This window comes from Reyranella sp. GW821-FHT14A01 (assembly GCF_058803965.1).
In genome coordinates, this window is the sequence record NZ_JBXAPM010000002.1 from 144027 (window position 1) to 160129 (window position 16103).

General features: G+C 66.7%; 13 protein-coding genes. 9 read left to right on the forward strand and 4 right to left on the reverse strand.

The window, feature by feature from the left end; translation table 11 throughout:
• The first annotated feature begins 19 nt into the window (after positions 1-19).
• Complete coding sequence (locus tag AC1ROX_RS04485; RefSeq protein WP_493122834.1) at positions 20-1843, forward strand: type I secretion system permease/ATPase; 1824 nt, start codon at positions 20-22, stop codon at positions 1841-1843.
• Positions 1840-3150, forward strand: coding sequence for an HlyD family type I secretion periplasmic adaptor subunit (locus AC1ROX_RS04490; RefSeq protein ID WP_493122836.1), 1311 nt, complete (start codon positions 1840-1842; stop codon positions 3148-3150). The genes AC1ROX_RS04485 and AC1ROX_RS04490 overlap by 4 nt, the downstream gene beginning before the upstream one ends.
• A gap of 12 nt (positions 3151-3162) precedes the next feature.
• On the opposite strand, the gene AC1ROX_RS04495 is transcribed toward AC1ROX_RS04490, so the two are convergent.
• Complete coding sequence (locus AC1ROX_RS04495; protein ID WP_493122838.1) at positions 3163-4752, reverse strand: GMC family oxidoreductase; 1590 nt, start codon at positions 4750-4752, stop codon at positions 3163-3165.
• Positions 4753-4870: 118 nt separating this feature from the next.
• Here AC1ROX_RS04495 and AC1ROX_RS04500 point away from each other — a divergent pair, with 118 nt between their 5' ends.
• From AC1ROX_RS04500 to AC1ROX_RS04515, 4 genes are all read left to right on the forward strand, one after another.
• The gene (locus AC1ROX_RS04500) at positions 4871-5314 is read left to right on the forward strand and encodes a hypothetical protein (RefSeq protein WP_493122840.1); all 444 of its coding nucleotides are present in this window, start codon (positions 4871-4873) and stop codon (positions 5312-5314) included.
• Between the two features lie 12 nt (positions 5315-5326).
• Positions 5327-6127: a glycoside hydrolase family 25 protein gene (locus AC1ROX_RS04505; RefSeq protein ID WP_493122842.1), complete on the forward strand. Its 801-nt coding sequence runs from the start codon at positions 5327-5329 to the stop codon at positions 6125-6127.
• Between the two features lie 311 nt (positions 6128-6438).
• Entirely contained in the window at positions 6439-7194 is a 756-nt protein-coding gene (locus AC1ROX_RS04510; RefSeq protein ID WP_493122844.1) for a Crp/Fnr family transcriptional regulator, read from the forward strand.
• Positions 7194-7430, forward strand: a complete 237-nt coding sequence (locus AC1ROX_RS04515; RefSeq protein WP_493122846.1) for a hypothetical protein — start codon at positions 7194-7196, stop codon at positions 7428-7430. The genes AC1ROX_RS04510 and AC1ROX_RS04515 overlap by 1 nt, the downstream gene beginning before the upstream one ends.
• A 14-nt stretch (positions 7431-7444) precedes the next feature.
• On the opposite strand, the gene AC1ROX_RS04520 is transcribed toward AC1ROX_RS04515, so the two are convergent.
• Positions 7445-7969, reverse strand: a complete 525-nt coding sequence (locus tag AC1ROX_RS04520; protein ID WP_493122847.1) for a cytochrome b — start codon at positions 7967-7969, stop codon at positions 7445-7447.
• Positions 7970-8005: 36 nt separating this feature from the next.
• On the reverse strand, positions 8006-9229 hold the full coding sequence (locus tag AC1ROX_RS04525) for an aminotransferase class III-fold pyridoxal phosphate-dependent enzyme (protein WP_493122849.1): 1224 nt from the start codon (positions 9227-9229) through the stop codon (positions 8006-8008).
• A 66-nt stretch (positions 9230-9295) separates the two neighbouring features.
• Between AC1ROX_RS04525 and AC1ROX_RS04530 the strand changes: the two genes are divergently transcribed.
• From AC1ROX_RS04530 to AC1ROX_RS04540, 3 genes are read left to right on the forward strand one after another with little or no spacing between them, the layout of a single operon-like run.
• Positions 9296-10045 (forward strand): SDR family NAD(P)-dependent oxidoreductase, encoded by a 750-nt coding sequence (locus tag AC1ROX_RS04530; protein ID WP_493122851.1) that lies wholly within the window; start codon positions 9296-9298, stop codon positions 10043-10045.
• Positions 10042-11223 carry an efflux RND transporter periplasmic adaptor subunit gene (locus tag AC1ROX_RS04535; RefSeq protein ID WP_493122853.1) on the forward strand — a complete coding sequence of 394 codons (1182 nt, stop codon included), beginning with the start codon at positions 10042-10044 and terminating at the stop codon, positions 11221-11223. The genes AC1ROX_RS04530 and AC1ROX_RS04535 overlap by 4 nt, the downstream gene beginning before the upstream one ends.
• 2 nt (positions 11224-11225) lie before the next feature.
• Complete coding sequence (locus tag AC1ROX_RS04540; protein ID WP_493122855.1) at positions 11226-12704, forward strand: efflux transporter outer membrane subunit; 1479 nt, start codon at positions 11226-11228, stop codon at positions 12702-12704.
• Between the two features lie 111 nt (positions 12705-12815).
• Here the strand turns inward: AC1ROX_RS04540 and AC1ROX_RS04545 are convergent, their stop codons facing one another.
• Positions 12816-16022: an efflux RND transporter permease subunit gene (locus AC1ROX_RS04545; protein ID WP_493122857.1), complete on the reverse strand. Its 3207-nt coding sequence runs from the start codon at positions 16020-16022 to the stop codon at positions 12816-12818.
• Positions 16023-16103: the final 81 nt, after the last annotated feature.

Consider the following 16103-nt stretch of genomic DNA (forward strand, 5'->3'; position numbering starts at 1 on the left):
GAAGGAAGTCACAATCAGCATGACCCGGGCCCCAACTCCTGCCGCAGGATCGCCGCGTACCGAACTGGCGGAAGCGCTTCGCTCCTGCCGCTCGTCCTATCTGGGCGTGGCGGTATTCACTGCCATCCTGAATGTTCTCTACCTCACCGGCTCTTTCTTCATGCTCCAGGTCTACGACCGGGTGCTGCCGAGCCGCAGCGTCCCGACCCTCGTCGCCCTCTGCATCCTGGCGCTCGGCCTCTACGGCTTCCAGGCGATCCTGGACATCGTCCGCAACCGGGTCCTGATCCGGATCGCCGGCGGCTTTGCCGAGACGCTGGACCGGCGAATCTACCAGCTGCTGGTCAAGTTGCCGCTGCGGGCCCCCCAGATGAACGGCTTCGAGCCGGTCCGCGACCTCGACCAGATCCGGAGCTTCATGGCCGGTAGTGCGCCGGCGGCCCTGTTCGACCTCCCCTGGATGCCGCTCTATCTCGGCATCTGCTACCTGTTCCATCCGCTGCTCGGCCTGACGGCCACCGTCGGCGCCCTCATCCTGGTCGTCATCACCTTCATCACCGAGCTCAAGGTCCGCAAGCCGTCGCTCGAAGTGTCGTCCCTCTCGAGCCGGCGTAACGGCCTCGCCGAGGCCAGCCGGCGCAATTCCGAGGTCCTGCATGCCATGGGCATGGTCGGGCGGTTCGCCCATCAGTGGGCGGACTACGGCCGCCGTTATGTCGCCGCCCACCAGCGGGCGGGCGACATCACCGGCGGCATGGGCAGCTTCTCGAAGTCGCTGCGCATGGCCCTGCAGTCCGCGGTGCTGGCGGTCGGCGCCTATCTCGTGATCAAGCAGCAGGCGACCGCCGGCATCATCATCGCCGGCTCCATCCTGTCGGCCCGGGCGCTGGCGCCGATCGAGCAGGTGATCGCCCAGTGGCGGGTCTTCGTGTCGGCCCGCCAGAGCTGGCACCGGCTCAACAATCTGCTCACCCGGATCCCCGAGGACCGGGAGGTCATGGCGCTGCCCAAGCCGAAGGCGACGCTGGCGGTCGAAACCGTGAGTGTGGCGCCCCCGGGGGTCAACATGATGGTGGCCCGCGACATTGCCTTCAACCTGAAGGCGGGCCAGGCGCTGGGCATCATCGGCCCCAGCGCCTCGGGCAAGTCGTCGCTCGCGCGTACCCTCGTCGGCGTCTGGAAACCGGTCACCGGCAAGGTGCGGATCGACGGTGCCACGCTCGACCAATGGTCCTCGGAAGCGCTGGGCGAGCATCTCGGCTACCTGCCCCAGGACATGGAGCTGTTCGCCGGTACGGTCGCCCAGAACATTGCCCGCCTGGACCCGCAGCCCGATCCCGCAAAGGTGATCGCGGCGGCGCAGGCGGCCGGCGTGCATGAGCTGATCCTCGGCCTGCCCAACGGCTACGAGACCGAGATGGGCGAGGGCGGCACGGCGCTGTCGGCCGGTCAGCGCCAGCGGGTCGGACTCGCGCGGGCGCTCTATGGCGATCCCTTCCTCGTGGTGCTCGACGAGCCCAATTCGAGCCTCGACCACGATGGCGAAGAGGCCCTGACCAAGGCCATCGTATCGGTGCGCCAACGCGGTGGTATCGCCATCGTGATCGCCCATCGGCCGAGCGCCCTGGCCGCCGTCGACCAGCTCCTGGTGATGCGTGGCGGCCGGCAGCAGGCGTTCGGTCCCAAGGATGCCGTCTTGCGCGAGACGCTGAAGGCCGCGTCGCCGCCGGCCGCGGGACCGCAACAAGGACCGCCGGGACCGCAGCCGGGAGCCCCGCCGGTTGCCGTCGCCCAGCCCATGTCCCTTCGTGCACCGGCGGTGCGCGCGAGAGAGCCGTCATGACCCAGGACAAGCCCGTATCCATTCCAGCCATGACCCGGAAGCCACTCATGATCGGCCTGGTGTCGTGCTTCGTCCTCGTCTTCGGGGTCGGCGGATGGGCCGCCACCACGCAGCTCTCCGGTGCGGTGATCGCACCCGGCAAGCTGGTCGTCGACACCAACGTGAAGAAGATCCAGCACCCGACCGGCGGTGTCGTCGGCGAGCTGCTCGTCAAGGAAGGCGACCGGGTGAAGCAGGGTGACGTCGTCGTCCGGCTGGACGGCACGCAGGCCAGGGCGAATCTCGGCATCGTGACCAAGTCGCTCGACGAAATGGCGGCCCGCCAGGCCCGCTTCGAAGCGGAGCGCGACAATTCGAAGACCGTCGATTTCCCGACCGACCTGACGTCGCGGTCGAGCGACCCCGAGATCGCGCGCCTGATGAACGGCGAGCAGAGGCTGTTCGAGATGCGCCGCACGGCGCGCGACGGCCAGAAGGCCCAGCTCAAGGAGCAGATCCAGCAGCTCAACCTCCAGATCGAAGGCACCCAGGCGCAGGAAGTCGCCAAGGGCAAGGAGATCAAGCTGGTGGGGCAGGAGCTGGAGGGCGTGCGCACGCTGTGGAAGCAGAACCTCGTGCCGATCAGCCGTGTTACCACGCTCGAGCGCGACTGGGCCCGCATGGAGGGCGAGCGCTCCGCTCTTGTTGCGTCGCTGGCGCAGAGCCGCGGCCGTATCGCCGAACTGGAGCTCAAGATCCACCAGATCGACCAGGATCTTGCGTCAGAGGTCGGCAAGGAACTGGCCGAGATCCGGGCCAAGAAATCGGAGATGACCGAGCGGCGCGTCTCTGCCGAGGACCAGCTGAAGCGCATCGATCTCGTGTCGCCGCAGGACGGCAGGGTGTTCCAGCGGAACGTCCATACGGTCGGTGGCGTCGTCCAGGCGGGCGAGCCTCTCATGCTGATCGTGCCGGATTCGGACTCGCTGATCGTCGATTCCAAGGTGCCGCCGCAGGACATCGACCAGATCCATATCGGCCAGCATGCCGTCCTGCGTTTCGCGGCGTTCAACCAGCGCACGACGCCCGAGGTCGATGGCGAGGTGATCCATATCGGCGCCGACGTCACGCAGGACGACAAGGCGACCGAGCCCTACTACTCGGTGCGCATCCGCGTTTCCGAAGGCGAGCTCGCCCGCCTCGAGGGCCTGCAACTGCTGGCCGGCATGCCGGTCGAGGCGTTCATCCAGACCACGCCGCGCACCGTGGCGTCGTTCCTGGTAAAGCCCCTGAGCGATCAGCTCGCACGAGCCTTCCGCGGGCGCTGAGCTGAGCTACGCTCAGCCCTCCAATACCATGTCCGCCGCCTTCTCGCCGATCATGATCGAGGGCGCGTTGGTGTTGCCCGAGGTGAGCGTCGGCATGATCGAGGCGTCGGCGATGCGCAGCCCCTCGATGCCGTGGACGCGTAACCGTGCGTCGACCACGGCCATGGCGTCTGGCCCCATCTTGCACGTGCCGACCGGGTGATAGGTCGTCTCGGCGGCCCTGCGCACCCAGTCGAGGATCTCGTCGTCGGTATTGCTGCCCGTTCCAGGTGCGACTTCCGCCACCTGCAGCGGCGCCATGGCCGGCGCCGTCATGATGGCGCGGGCGATGCGCACGGCGCGCACCGTGAGTTCGCCGTCGACCGGCGCGGAGAGGAAGTTGAAGCGGATCTCCGGCGCCTGGCGCGGGTCGGCGGAGACGATATGGATATGGCCCTTGCTCTCCGGCCGCATCGGATGGGCGTAGCAGGAGACGCCCGACTGCCGGGCGATCCGGGGGCCGCGCGGTCCGGCTTCGGTGAACATCGGCACCCAGCCCAGCAGCAGGTCGGGTGCGGCGAGCCCGTCGCGCGAGCGGACGAAGGCGCGCAGCGGGGCGCCCACCATGGAGAGAAGGCTGTCGCGATTGACCGCCCAGCGCAGCGCCTGGTGCACGAGGCCGAGGCCACGGCCGCGATCGTTGAAGGTGACGCCGCGTCTGCCGATGGTCCACCTCGTGCGCGGCGCATAGTGATCGCGCAGGTTCTCGCCGACGCCCGGCAGGGCATGGCGGACCTCGATGCCGAGCCCGCGCAGCCGGTCCGGCTGGCCGATACCCGACAGTTCGAGGAGCTGCGGCGAGTTGATGGAACCGCCGCTCACCACGACCGCGCGCGCGGCGCGAGCCTCGTGCGATGCCTCGCCGACCCGATAGCGCACGCCGGTGCAGCGCTTGCCGTCGAGCATCAGTGACGAGGCCAGTGCGCCGGTCACGATGTTGAGGTTCGGTCGCCGCCTTGCCGGATCGAGGTAGCAGCGGGCCGTGCTCATGCGCCAGCCCGAGGCGATCGTGGCCTGGCTCATGGCGATGCCGTCCTGCTGCGCCCCGTTGTAATCGGGGTTGTGCGCGATGCCGACTTCGCCGGCCGCCTTGATCACGGTCGCGTAGAGCGGATTGAGCGGTTCGGGATTGGTGACGCGCAGCGGGCCTGCTCGGCCGCGAAAGCGCTCGTCGCCTTCCGGATAACTTTCCATGCGCTTGAAGAAGGGCAGGACGTCTTCGTACGCCCAGCCCTGGTTGCCCATCTGCGCCCAGGTGTCGAAGTCCTGCGCCTGGCCGCGCACGAAGGCGAGGCCGTTGATGGCGCTGGAGCCGCCGAGCAGTTTTCCGCGCGGCACCGGGATGCGGCGGCCGTTGGTGCTGGCCTCGGGCTCGGAACTGTAGAGCCAGTTGACGCTGGGATTGGTGATCAGCCGGGAATAGCCGACCGGGATGCGGGTCCAGGGATGGTCGGCGGGCCCGGCTTCCAGCAGCAGCACCTTGTGACGCGGATCGGCCGACAGCCTGTTTGCGACGACGGCGCCCGCCGAACCGGCGCCGACGACAATAAAGTCGTATTCCATTCCTGCCAGTATTGCGCGCGTCGACTCCGCCTGTCGACTGCCGCGACGATAGCCCGGCTTTACGCGGGCCGATGTTTGGGCATGATGGCGCCCCCGGCAACCCCCAAGGAAAACAACCATGCGCGGTGTCTCCCTGCTGCTCCCCCTCGGCCTTTCGCTCGCCTGTGCCGCGGGCCTCGCGCACGCGCAGCCGGCCGGCCCGGATCTGACGGGCACCTGGACGGGGACCAACAAGAGCATCGTGAGCGGCCTGCCGGCCCACTTTCCGGTGACCGCGCCGGCGACGATCGTCGACGGCAATCGCCTGGTCGAATTGAAGATCACGGTGAAGATCGACGGCCAGGACGAGGGCCGCTTCTGGGGAACGCTCTCCTCGGAAGCGAAGGCCGAGCCGATCATCGGCGTCATCGGGTCGGACGGAAAGCGCGTGCGCATGATCGGGCAGGGCGGATCCGCCATCGAAGGCACGCTGCTCGACGACGGTACGCTCGAACTCTTCTATACCGAGAACCGCGCCGGCGTTTCCGTCGCCGCCACGAACGTGCTGACGAAGGCCAAATAGGAACTCCCCTCGATGATCTCACGTAGAAGCATGCTGGCAGGCGGCCTTGCCCTGCCGGCACTGGCCGGCTGCGGTGGCCAGCCGACGTCCCAGTCCTCGGCCTATGCCCCGGGCTCGGGCCGGCCCGGCATCGATGCCGTGATCGACATCAGCCACAACGTGACGGTCACCAGCTTCGCCGCGGTCCGCCGCAGCAATATCCTCGCCGTCATCCACAAGGTGACCGAAGGCGGCGACTGGTTCGATCCATCCTACACGTCGCGGCGGCGCCAGGCCGAGGCGGCCGGTCTTCTCTGGGGCGGCTATCATTTCGGCACGCGCCAGTATTCGGGCGAGCAGCAGGCGGCTTCCTTCCTGTCGGCCTGTCAGCCGGGCCCGCAGACCGTGATGGCGCTCGATCTTGAGCCCAACGACGCCAACCCGCGCAACACGATGCGCCTCGACCAGGCCGAGGCCTTCGTGCTGGCCGTGCAGAAGGCCACCGGTCGGTTGCCGATGCTCTACGCCCATCCCGCCTGGGCCAACGGCGAAGTGTACGGCCGCCGGCGTCTCACGCTCGGCGCGAGCGTCAGGCCGGGCTCCCTCCTGTCGCGCTGTGCTCTGTGGCTCGCCGACTATCGCGAGGAGCCCCGGCTGCCCAACGCCTGGTCGAGCTGGACGATCTGGCAGTACGTCGCCGACGAGACCGCCCAGAACTTCGCCTATGGCAGCGAGCCGCGCCACGTCGAGGGCGTCGGCCATTGCGACCGCAACATGTTCAACGGCGACGCGGCCGAGCTGAACCGCTTCTGGAAGAACGGCGGGCGCAGCTAGGATCTCTTCCAAGGGTAGAACGTCGGCGCGCTCAAGCCTCCGAATTTGGCAATCTCCACATCGGTGGTGTCGCGCCAGGGTGTGGCTAGAGATTGCAACAGAATCTGACTGACCCGTCATGAGAGTTGCAACTCGGAAGAGAGTGATAAAAATCTCTTCCCCTGTCGAGATTCTTGCATTACAAACGAAACATACAAGGTGGTCAGTGCCGATTGTTGGGAAGGTCGGCACTGGTTTTGGGAACGCTAGCGAACGTGGGGTTCGTTATGACTGCGTTGCGGAAGCCTTCGGCGTGGGGGAGCTTTGCTCCTTTGCGGCAGAAACTGCTGTCTCTGGGTGTGAAAAGCGAAGTTCAACTGGACGAGCTTTTGAGCAGGATCCGGGTGGGTACTCGCATCAACCGGGGTGAGGACATCCTGGCTGCGGGATCGACGTCGCGATATTCGACGGTATTGATCGAAGGAGTCGCATGCTTGTACGAGCGGCTCATCGACGGCAGCCGGCAGATCTACTCGTTCCAGTATCCAGGCGACTTCTGCGATCTCAGCCGGCATGTGCTGCGGGCAACGACGACGGAAGTCGCTGTAGCCGCAATTACAGAGTGCTCGATCGGCTTCGTCGAGAACAGTGCCCTTGAGCAGATGTTGGCCCAATATCCGGAACTGGGCCTGGTCCTGTGGCGCTCGACGATCCTTGAGGCGGGCACGCTCCGGGCAAGGGTACGGGGCGCCCGACAGACCGCATTGCAGCGCGTTGCCCATATCCTGTGCGAACAGTCGGCGCGGCTGGCCGCCATCGGGATCGACAGCCGCACCATTCCCGTGAGCCAGATCGATCTGGCCGATGCCGTGGGGCTGTCCGTCGTCCACATCAATCGCACCTTCAAGGAGCTGCAGTGCATGGGCCTCCTGTCGAAGGTGGGACGTTCGATGAAGGTGGTGGATCGCGAGAAGCTCGCCCGTCTCGCGGACTTCGACGGCAGCTATCTGAACATGCCGAAGCTGCTTGCGAGCTGGGAGGTCAGCTTCGCGGGAACTGACCCGATGCGTCCTGGAGGACCAATGTAGTGAACGACAGAGCAGGGTTGTATGAGGAGGCCGATCTGGCGGCTGAACTTACTCAACTCGGCTTCAGGAAAACGACAGTTGGCACCGATACGAGCAATTGGGTGTGCACCTCCAATGAACGGGTCCTGGCGGTGCCGTTGTCGCCTACCGGCTACTACCCGGACTGGTTATGGGATGAAATCATCAGGACGGCAGAGCGCGTGCGCCTGCTCCCTCCCATTGCCAAGCCCAATTAGCTGTGCAGCCTGACTTACGGCGGCCACATACGGCCCAGCACGCCATCCCGGAGCACAAGCCGGTGAACCAGCGCAGCTCCGGCGTGCAATACGATCAGAATGCCAAGCCCTAGTCCCAGGATGTTGTGCGTAGCCCACAGGACGTCGGACAGATCCTTGTTCTTGTCGGTCACGGCCGGCAGCGTCACCGACCAGAAAACATGCATGGGCTCGCCATAGGCGTTCGTGCCAACCCACCCGATGAGCGGCATCGCGACGAGGATGGCATAGAGGCAGATATGAACGGCTTCAGCTGCCAGCCGCTGATGGCGGGGAATCGATGACGGCAAGGCTGGCGGCGTGTGGGACAATCGATAGATCACTCTGATCACGATCAGCACCAGCAACACGATGCCAAGCGATTTGTGAAGGTTGAACAGGAAGTCCTGAAGAGCGTCCCAGGGCAGATAGTTCACCGCGATGCCCAGAGGCACCATGCAGATGACGATTGCCGCCATCAGCCAGTGAAGAATGCGAGCAGGACGTCGATAGCGCGTCACGTATTGCGCCGAGTGTCGCTCATTATCGTCATGGCCTCACCGTGCCGCCAGCGCCTTGAACGCTTCGCGCGTCGCCTCGAGCGCGAAGTCGATGTCGGCTTCGGTGTGGGCGGTCGACAGGAACATGTTGTGGCGCGGGTGCAGGTAGGCGCCGTGCTTCAGCGCTTCGAGCGTGAAGAAGTTGCCCTTCTCGCAGTCGGGATCGTTGTCGAACAGCACGGTCGGCATCTGCGGCGGGCCGCTCTGGCGCACGCCGATGCCGAACTCGGCCGATTGCGCCGCGATGCCGTCGCGCAGCCGCTGACCCATGGCGCGCATGTGCGTCGGCCCGTCGACGCTCTCCAGCACGTCGAGCGTCGCCAGCGCGGCCGCCATCGGCACGGCGCCGCACCAGAAGGAGCCGGTGACGTAGAGCTTGGAGGCGGCGTCGCGGTAGCGGTCGTTGCCGGTGACGGCGGCCAGCGCGTGGCCGTTGGCGATGGCTTTGCTCCAGGCGCTGAGGTCGGGCTGCACGCCCACCAGGTCCCAGCTGCCGCGCAGGGTGAGGCGGAAGCCGGCGCGCACGTCGTCGACGATCAGCGCCGCGTCGTTGGCGTCGCACAGCTCGCGGACCCGCCGGGCGAAGGCGGCGTCCGGCATCTCCTGGTCCTTGCCGAAATCGTGCTTGAAGGCGGAGACGACGATGCCCGCCAGGTCGTCGCCGGCGCGCTGGACGGCGGTCTCGAGGCTGCCGGTGTCGTTGAACTTGTAGGTCAGCATGTGGGCGCGGTCCTCGGGGGTCACGCCATACTGGTTCGGGGTGCACCAGGGGATGGCGCCGTGATAGGCGCCCTCGGCCACCAGGATCTTGCGCTTGCCCGAGGCGGCGCGCGCCAGGGTCACGCAGGTCGTGGTCGCGTCGGTGCCGTTCTTGCCGAACAGCGCCCAGTCGGCGTGGGGGATCAGCCCGACCAGCCGTTCGGCCAGCTCGACCAGCCGCTCCGACGGGCCGTTGAGGCAGTCGCCGGCCGCCGTCTGGCGCGCGACCGCCTCGGCCACCACCGGATTGCCGTGGCCGACCACGATCGGGCCCCAGCTGCACATGAAATCGACGTAGCGCTTGCCGTTCACGTCCCACAGGTGACAGCCCTCGCCGCGCGCGAAGAATTGCGGGTAGCCCTCGGGCAGCCGGTCGCTGCGCAGATGGCCGTACATGCCGCCGGGAATCACAAGCTGTGCGCGCTGCCGGAGTTTCTGGTCGGCTGTGGCAAGGGTGGTCATTTGGCAGGCTCCGCTACGCTGTGAACTGGCTTATATATACCGGACACACGGGCTTGTGGGGGAACAATGGATCTCAAGGGGAAAGTGGCCGTCGTCACCGGCGGCAATGGCGGGCTGGGCCAGCGCATCTGTCACGCGCTGGCGGCGCAGGGCTGCCAGATCGCCGTCGTCTACGCGCAAAGCAAGGACCAGGCCGAGGGCGTCGTCCGCGACCTCGAGAAGCACCAGGTCGCCGCCGCTTCCTTCGCCTGCGACGTCACCCAGCGCGACCAGGTGCAGAAGCTGGTCGACGACGTGGTGAAGCGCTTCGGCCGGCTCGACATCCTCGTGAACGATGCGGCCTACAACAAGTCGATCCCCTTCACCGATCTCGACGGCCTCACCTACGAGGAATGGACGAAGATCATCGACATCAACCTGACGGGCCCGATGCTGCTCACCAAGGCCGTCGGTCCGGTGATGAAGAAGCAGGGCGCCGGCCGCATCGTCAACATCGCCTCGGTCGCGGGCCTCGGACCCACCGGCTCCTCGATCGCCTACGCCGTCTCGAAGGCGGGCCTCATCCATCTCACCAAGTGCATGGCCGTGGCGCTGGCGCCCGAGGTGCTGGTGAACTGCGTGGCGCCGGGCCTGCTCGAAGGCACGCGCGCCACCGCGAACCTGCGGCCCGAGGTGGTTGCCAAGAACGCCAGCGCCTCGCTGCTGGGCATGCCCGCCGACAAGGACGATTGCGCCGACCAGGTCGTCACCATGTGCCGGACCAACAGCACGACCGGCCAGACGCTGGTGATCGATTCGGGCCGCGTCTTCCATTGAGCGTTCCGGCTCCGCCTCCGGCCCGGAAGAGTGCCTGGCGACGGCTGCTGCTGTTCGTCGTGGTCGGCGCGCTCGTCCTGCTGGTCGGGGTCGAGGGGATGAGGATCCTGCAGGATCATTCGGCGCCCTCGGGCGGCAGCGCCGTCGCGGGCGGCCCGCCCTTGGTCAAGGTATCGCTGGCGACGCGCGGCCCGGCGGAACGGACGCTGGCGCTTCCCGCCAGCATCTCGCCTTACGAGGATTCGCCCGTCTATGCGCGCGTGAACGGCTACGTCAAAAAGTGGACGGTCGATATCGGGGCCAAGGTGAAGGCCGGTGAGCTGCTGGCCGAGATCGAGACGCCCGAGCTGCACCAGCAGCTGAAGCAGGCCGAGGCGCTGGTGCTGCAGGCCAAGGCCAATGCCGAGATCGCCCAGATCACGTACCGGCGCTATGCCGGCCTGGTAAGGACCAATGCGGTCTCGCAGCAGGATGTCGACAACAGCCAGGCCGCCCTGGATGCCCGCAAGGCCGATGTCGTCGCTGCGGAAGCCGAGGTCGGGCGTCTCACGGCGATGGTCGCCTTCCAGAAGATCTATGCGCCGTTCGACGGCGTGATCGGCGCCCGCAACCGCGCGAAGGCTGTGACCGGTGCACTGATCGATCTCGGCAGCCACGACAGTTCGGGCTGGCTCTACCGGGTCTACCGGATGGATCCGGTGCGCATTTACGTCGCCATGCCGCAGATCTACCTGCCGATGATCCGCGACGGTCTCGCGGCCGAGGTGACGGTGCGGGAATATCCCGACCGGTCCTTCAGCGGGAAGGTCGTACGCAACGCCGCTTTGCTCGACACGACCTCGCGCACGATGGAGGTCGAGATCGAGGCGCCCAATCCCGACGGCATCCTGCTGCCCGGCCTGTATGCGACGGCGCATTTCAAGCTGGTCGATCCGACGCCGCCCATCGTGGTCGCCGACTCCTCGGTCATCGTGCTGGCCGACGGGCCGCAGATCGCGGTGGTCGATAAGGACGACATCGTCCGCATCCGCAGGATCCGGCTGGGCCGCGACTCGGGCAAGACGATCGACATCGTGTCGGGCGTCACCGAGGGCGAGCGCATCGTCCACAATCCCAGCGACCTGCTGAAGGAGGGCATGAAGGTCCGCGTCCTGACCGAGAGCGCCGCGCGACCGTGATCGTGGCTGCCCGTCCCTTCGTGGCCGTTGTCGCGGCTGTCTCCCTCTTGGCCGGCTGCATGGTCGGTCCCGACTATGTCCGGCCGGAGACCTCGGTGCCGGTGCAGTTCACCGAGACCGGGCCGTGGAAAGAGGCCGTGCCGCAGGAGACCATCGGGCGCGGCGACTGGTGGACGATCTTCAACGATCCGGTGCTGAACGGCCTGCAGGCCGATGCGATCCGGCAGAATCCCGACCTCAAGGCCGTGGCCGCGCGCGTGCTGCAGGCGCAGGCCATCGCGGGGATCTCGAAGAGCTACCTTTATCCCGAGGTCAATGCCGGCGGCGTCGGCCAGTATTTCGCCAACAATCCCAACTTCGCCACCCTGATCGATCCGGCACTGATCTCGGCCAACACGCCGATCATGACCGGCGCCTACAAGGCCGTGCCGCTCTATGCCACCTACGAGATCGACCTGTGGGGACGCCTGCGGCGGCAGACCGAGTCCGCCTCGGCGGAGCTGGGCGCCAGCATCGCCAACTTCCAGACGGCGCTGCTCACGCTCAACGGCGATGTCGCCCAGACCTATTTCGAGGTGCGCGCGACCGACGAGCTCTACCGGATCATCACCGAGAACATAGGCCTGCACCGCAACAGCGTCGGACTGCTCCGGGCGTTGCGTGGCGGCGGGCTGGCCAACGAGATTGCGCTCTCCGAAGTGGAGACGTCGCTGCGGATCACCGAAGCGCAGGCCCAGGCGATCGAGGCGCAACGCATCAAGCTGGTGAACAAGCTCGCCATCCTGACCGGCGCCAACCCGGAAGGATTCTCGCTGCCGAAGCAGCCCTTCGACCGGACCGTGCCGACCGTTCCGGTGGGCCTGCCGTCGGACCTGCTGGAGCGGCGGCCCGATTTCGCCGAGGCGGAGCGCGAGATGGCGGCGGCCAATGCGCGGATCGGCGTCGCGGTCGCGGCCTATTACCCGTCGATCAAGCTCACCTCGTCGGTCGGCTTCGAGAGCTTCGACCTGTCGACGATCACCAATCCGACGAGCAATATCTGGGGCATCGGCTTTTCGCTGTTCCAGCAGATCTTCAACGCCGGCCGCATCACCCTGAACGTCGAGCGCACGCGTGCCGCCTACCAGGAGCGGGTGGCGCTCTACCAGGCGGTGCTGCTGCGCGGCTTCCAGGAAGTGGAGACGTCGCTCGGGCAGTTGCGGACGCTCAGCGAACAGGCGCGCTACCAGCAACTGGCCGTCGCCAGTGCCAATCGCACGGCGTCGCTGGTGACCCAGCGCTTCAGCCAGGGGCTGATCTCCCAGGTCGAGGTCCTGGTCGCTCGGCGCGCCGTCCTCACGGCGCAGAGCGTGTCGGTGCAGATCACCAACACCCAGTTCGTGACGACGATCGCGCTCGTGAAGGCGCTGGGCGGCGGCTGGCAGGACCGGCAGGTCCCGGAAGGCTCGCGCAGCATGTGGGCGCCGCCGCTGAAGAAGTGATGGCGGTAGCGCGCGTTATCTTGTCATCCTGAGCGCAGCGAAGGATCTAACGTTAGCCAAGGAGTACTTCGGTCGTTCCGTCAGGTCCTTCGCGTCGCTCAGGACGACAATTTAACGCTCCGCCAAAAGCTCCGCGCCTTCCTGCGGGGGCGCCGGCTTCCAGTTGCGGCGGAGCAGGCTGAAGATCACCGGGACCAGAAACAGCGTGGCGAGGCAGGCGACCAGCATGCCGCCGATTACGGCGCGGCCGAGCGGCGCATTCTGGCTGCCGCCTTCGCTGAGGCCCAGCGACATCGGGATCATGCCGAAGACCATGGCGATGACGGTCATGATCACCGGCCGCAGCCGCGCGCGGCCGGCACTCAGCGCCGCCTCCATCGCGGTCTGGCCCTCGGCCAGCGCCTGCTTGGCGAAGGACACGACCAGGATGCTGTTCGCCGTGGCGACGCCCACCGTCATGATCGCACCCATCAGCGAGGGCACGCTGAAGGTCGTGTCGGTGAGCAGCAGCATCAGCACGACGCCGCAGAAGGCACCGGGCAGGGCCATGATGATGATGAACGGGTCGGTCCAGGACTGGAAGTTGATCACCAGCACGAAGTAGACGAGCAGGATCGCCGCCACGAGGCCGAGGCCAAGCTGGCCGAACGCCTTGTCCATGGTCTCGCCCTGGCCGCCCCGCTCGATGACGATGCCCTTCGGGACGCCGACCGAGACCTCGGCGATGATCCGGTTCACGGCCGACATCACGGTGCCGGTATCGACGCCCTGGACATTGGCCATGACGTCGAAGGTGATGAGCACGTTGGTATGCGCGACCTCGGCCGGGATCTGCGTGCGCTTTATGTCGGCGACGTTGCCGAGATACTGGGTCTGCGCGCCGCCGCTGCCGCGGATCGGCATGTTGACCAGGTCGTCCAGCGACTGGAGCTTGTCGAGCGGCGACTGGACCACCAGCGAATAGGTGTGGCCCGAGGCCGGATCGGTCCAGAAGTTCGGCGCGACGTTCAGGGTCGAGGCCGCACCGATCAGGATGGCGCGCGCCATGTCGGCCTGCGTGAAGCCCGACAGGTCCGGCGTGCCGTCCGCCATGGTCGCGAGCTTCTCGCGGTCGACATTGACCATCAGCGCGGGCTGGTCGATGCGCTGCTGGATATGGACGTCGACGGCGCCGGGCACGGTCCTGAGGCGCGCCTCGATCTTGCGTGCCACCTCGTGCAGCGCGGCCATGCCGGCCAGACCATAGACCTTGATGTCGATGGGCGCCGGCAGGCCGAGATTGAGGATCTGGGTCTGCATGTCGCTCGGCTGGAAGTAGAAGACCAGCTCGGGGAACTTCTCCGGCAGGACCTGCCGCAGGCGCCGCGTATACTCCTGCGAGCCGTGCCGGCGCACGGGCTTGAGGCCGACCAGGATCTCGCCGTCGGCCGAGCTGGCGGTGATGTTGTCGCTCAGCACGATGTTGTTGGGTTGGGGGATGCCGATATTGTCGAGCACGACCTCGATGTCGTCGCCGATGACGGCGCGGATCTCCTGCTCGACCCGGCTGAAATAGACGCCCGTCTCCTCGATGCGCGTGCCGGTGGGGGCGGACACGTGCAGGCGCAGCGAGTTGCCGTCGGTCGGCGGGAAGAAGTCGCGGCCGATCACCGGAATGGCGATCGTCGCCAGCACCACGGCGATGCCGAACAGCACCAGCACGAAGAGCGGATGGTGCAGCGACCAGTCGAGGCCGCCGAGGTAGCGCGTTCTAAAGGCATCGAAGCGGGCATCGAAGCCCTGGTGGAAGCGCCGGAACGCGCCCGGGCGCGCCGCCATCGCCTGCTCGCGCGCGTGATGCTCGTGCTCGGCGCGCGTCAGGTAGTTGGTCAGCACCGGCACCAGGGTGCGCGACAGCAGGTACGAGGTCGCGATGGCGAACAGCACGGCCAGCGCCAGCGGCACGAACAGGAAGCGCGGCGGCCCCGTCAGCAGCCCCACCGGCAGGAAGACGATGCAGATGCACAGGGTCGAGACGAAGGCCGGGATGGCGATCTCCTGTGCGCCGTCGAGGATCGACTGGATGAGGTTCTTCCCCATCGCGGTGTGGCGATGGATGTTCTCCAGCGTCACCGTCGCATCGTCGACCAGGATGCCGACCGACAGGGCCAGCCCGCCCAGGGTCATGAGGTTGACCGTGTTGCCGGTCACGCCGAGCAGGAACAGCGACGTGAAGATGCAGACCGGGATCGAGATCACCACCACGATGGTGCCGCGCCAGCTCCCGAGGAACAGCAGGATCAGCAGGCCGGTCAGGGCAGCGGCCGTCAGCCCCTCGATTACGACGCCCTGGATGGCACCCATCACGAACACCGACTGGTCGAACAGGATGGTGAACTTGAGGTCGCCCGGCGTCGGGATCTGCTTCAGCACATCCTTGGTCTGGCTGATGATGTCGAGGGTCGAGACCTCGCCGCTCTTGCCGACCGACAGGAACACCGACTTGCGGCCGTCGACCCTGACCAGGTTGGTCTGCGGCTGGTAGCCGTCGCGGACGTTGGCGACGTCGCGCATGTAGACGAGCTTGCCGCCGCTGTTGCGGACCGGCACCGCGTTCAAGAGCTCCATCGAGGCCGGGCTGTTGTTGGCCTGCAGGAGATACTCGGTCTTGCCCACTCTCATGGAGCCGGTCGGCAGGATGACGTTCTGGTTGACCATCGCGCGGCTGATATCGTCGGCCGTCACGCCATGCGCCTGCATGCGCGCCGGATCGAGATCGACCATGATCACGCGGGCATTGCCGCCCCAGGGCAGGGGAAGCTGGGCGCCTTCCACCGGGGCGAGGGCCTGGCGGACGGTGAACTGGCCGTAGTCGAAGAGCTGGCTCTCGGTCAGCGTTTCGCTCGCCAGCGCCACCAGCATGATCGGCACGCTCGACGGATCGTAGATCAGCACGAAGGGCGGGTTTATGCCCACCGGCAGCTTCTTCAGGATGGTCTGCGAGACCGAGGTGACCTGCGCCAGCGCCCGGTCGATGTCGACCCGCGGATGGAAGGACAGGCGCATGATGCCGAAGCCGAAGATGCTGCGGGACTCCATGCGCTTGATGTCGCCGACGAACTGCGAGGTGAGGAACTCGCTCCACTCCGTGACCGCGTTGGCCATGTCGGCCGCCGGGAAGCCGGAATACTGCCAGAGGATCGTGACCGTCGGTTCCTTGATCGCCGGAAAGATGTCCTTCGGCATGCGCGTCGTCGCGCCGATGCCGGCGATGATCAGCATCAGCGACAGGACGACGAAGGTATAGGGTTTGCGCAGCGCGAGCTTGACGATCCACATGGCGGCGCGGACCTACGAGAACGCGACGCGCAGCAGGCGTGAAGTCCCTGGACCGCACCCGGCCGGGGACGAACGGCAAAC

What these genes read in the sequence shown, in the direction of transcription:
- AC1ROX_RS04530 (WP_493122851.1), top strand. Translation starts at nt 9,296, where the DNA reads ATGGATCTCAAGGGGAAAGTGGCCGTCGTCACCGGCGGCAATGGCGGG.
- AC1ROX_RS04545 (WP_493122857.1), bottom strand. Translation starts at nt 16,022, where the DNA reads ATGTGGATCGTCAAGCTCGCGCTGCGCAAACCCTATACCTTCGTCGTC.
- AC1ROX_RS04505 (WP_493122842.1), top strand. Translation starts at nt 5,327, where the DNA reads ATGATCTCACGTAGAAGCATGCTGGCAGGCGGCCTTGCCCTGCCGGCA.
- AC1ROX_RS04525 (WP_493122849.1), bottom strand. Translation starts at nt 9,229, where the DNA reads ATGACCACCCTTGCCACAGCCGACCAGAAACTCCGGCAGCGCGCACAG.
- AC1ROX_RS04495 (WP_493122838.1), bottom strand. Translation starts at nt 4,752, where the DNA reads ATGGAATACGACTTTATTGTCGTCGGCGCCGGTTCGGCGGGCGCCGTC.
- AC1ROX_RS04500 (WP_493122840.1), top strand. Translation starts at nt 4,871, where the DNA reads ATGCGCGGTGTCTCCCTGCTGCTCCCCCTCGGCCTTTCGCTCGCCTGT.
- AC1ROX_RS04485 (WP_493122834.1), top strand. Translation starts at nt 20, where the DNA reads ATGACCCGGGCCCCAACTCCTGCCGCAGGATCGCCGCGTACCGAACTG.
- AC1ROX_RS04490 (WP_493122836.1), top strand. Translation starts at nt 1,840, where the DNA reads ATGACCCAGGACAAGCCCGTATCCATTCCAGCCATGACCCGGAAGCCA.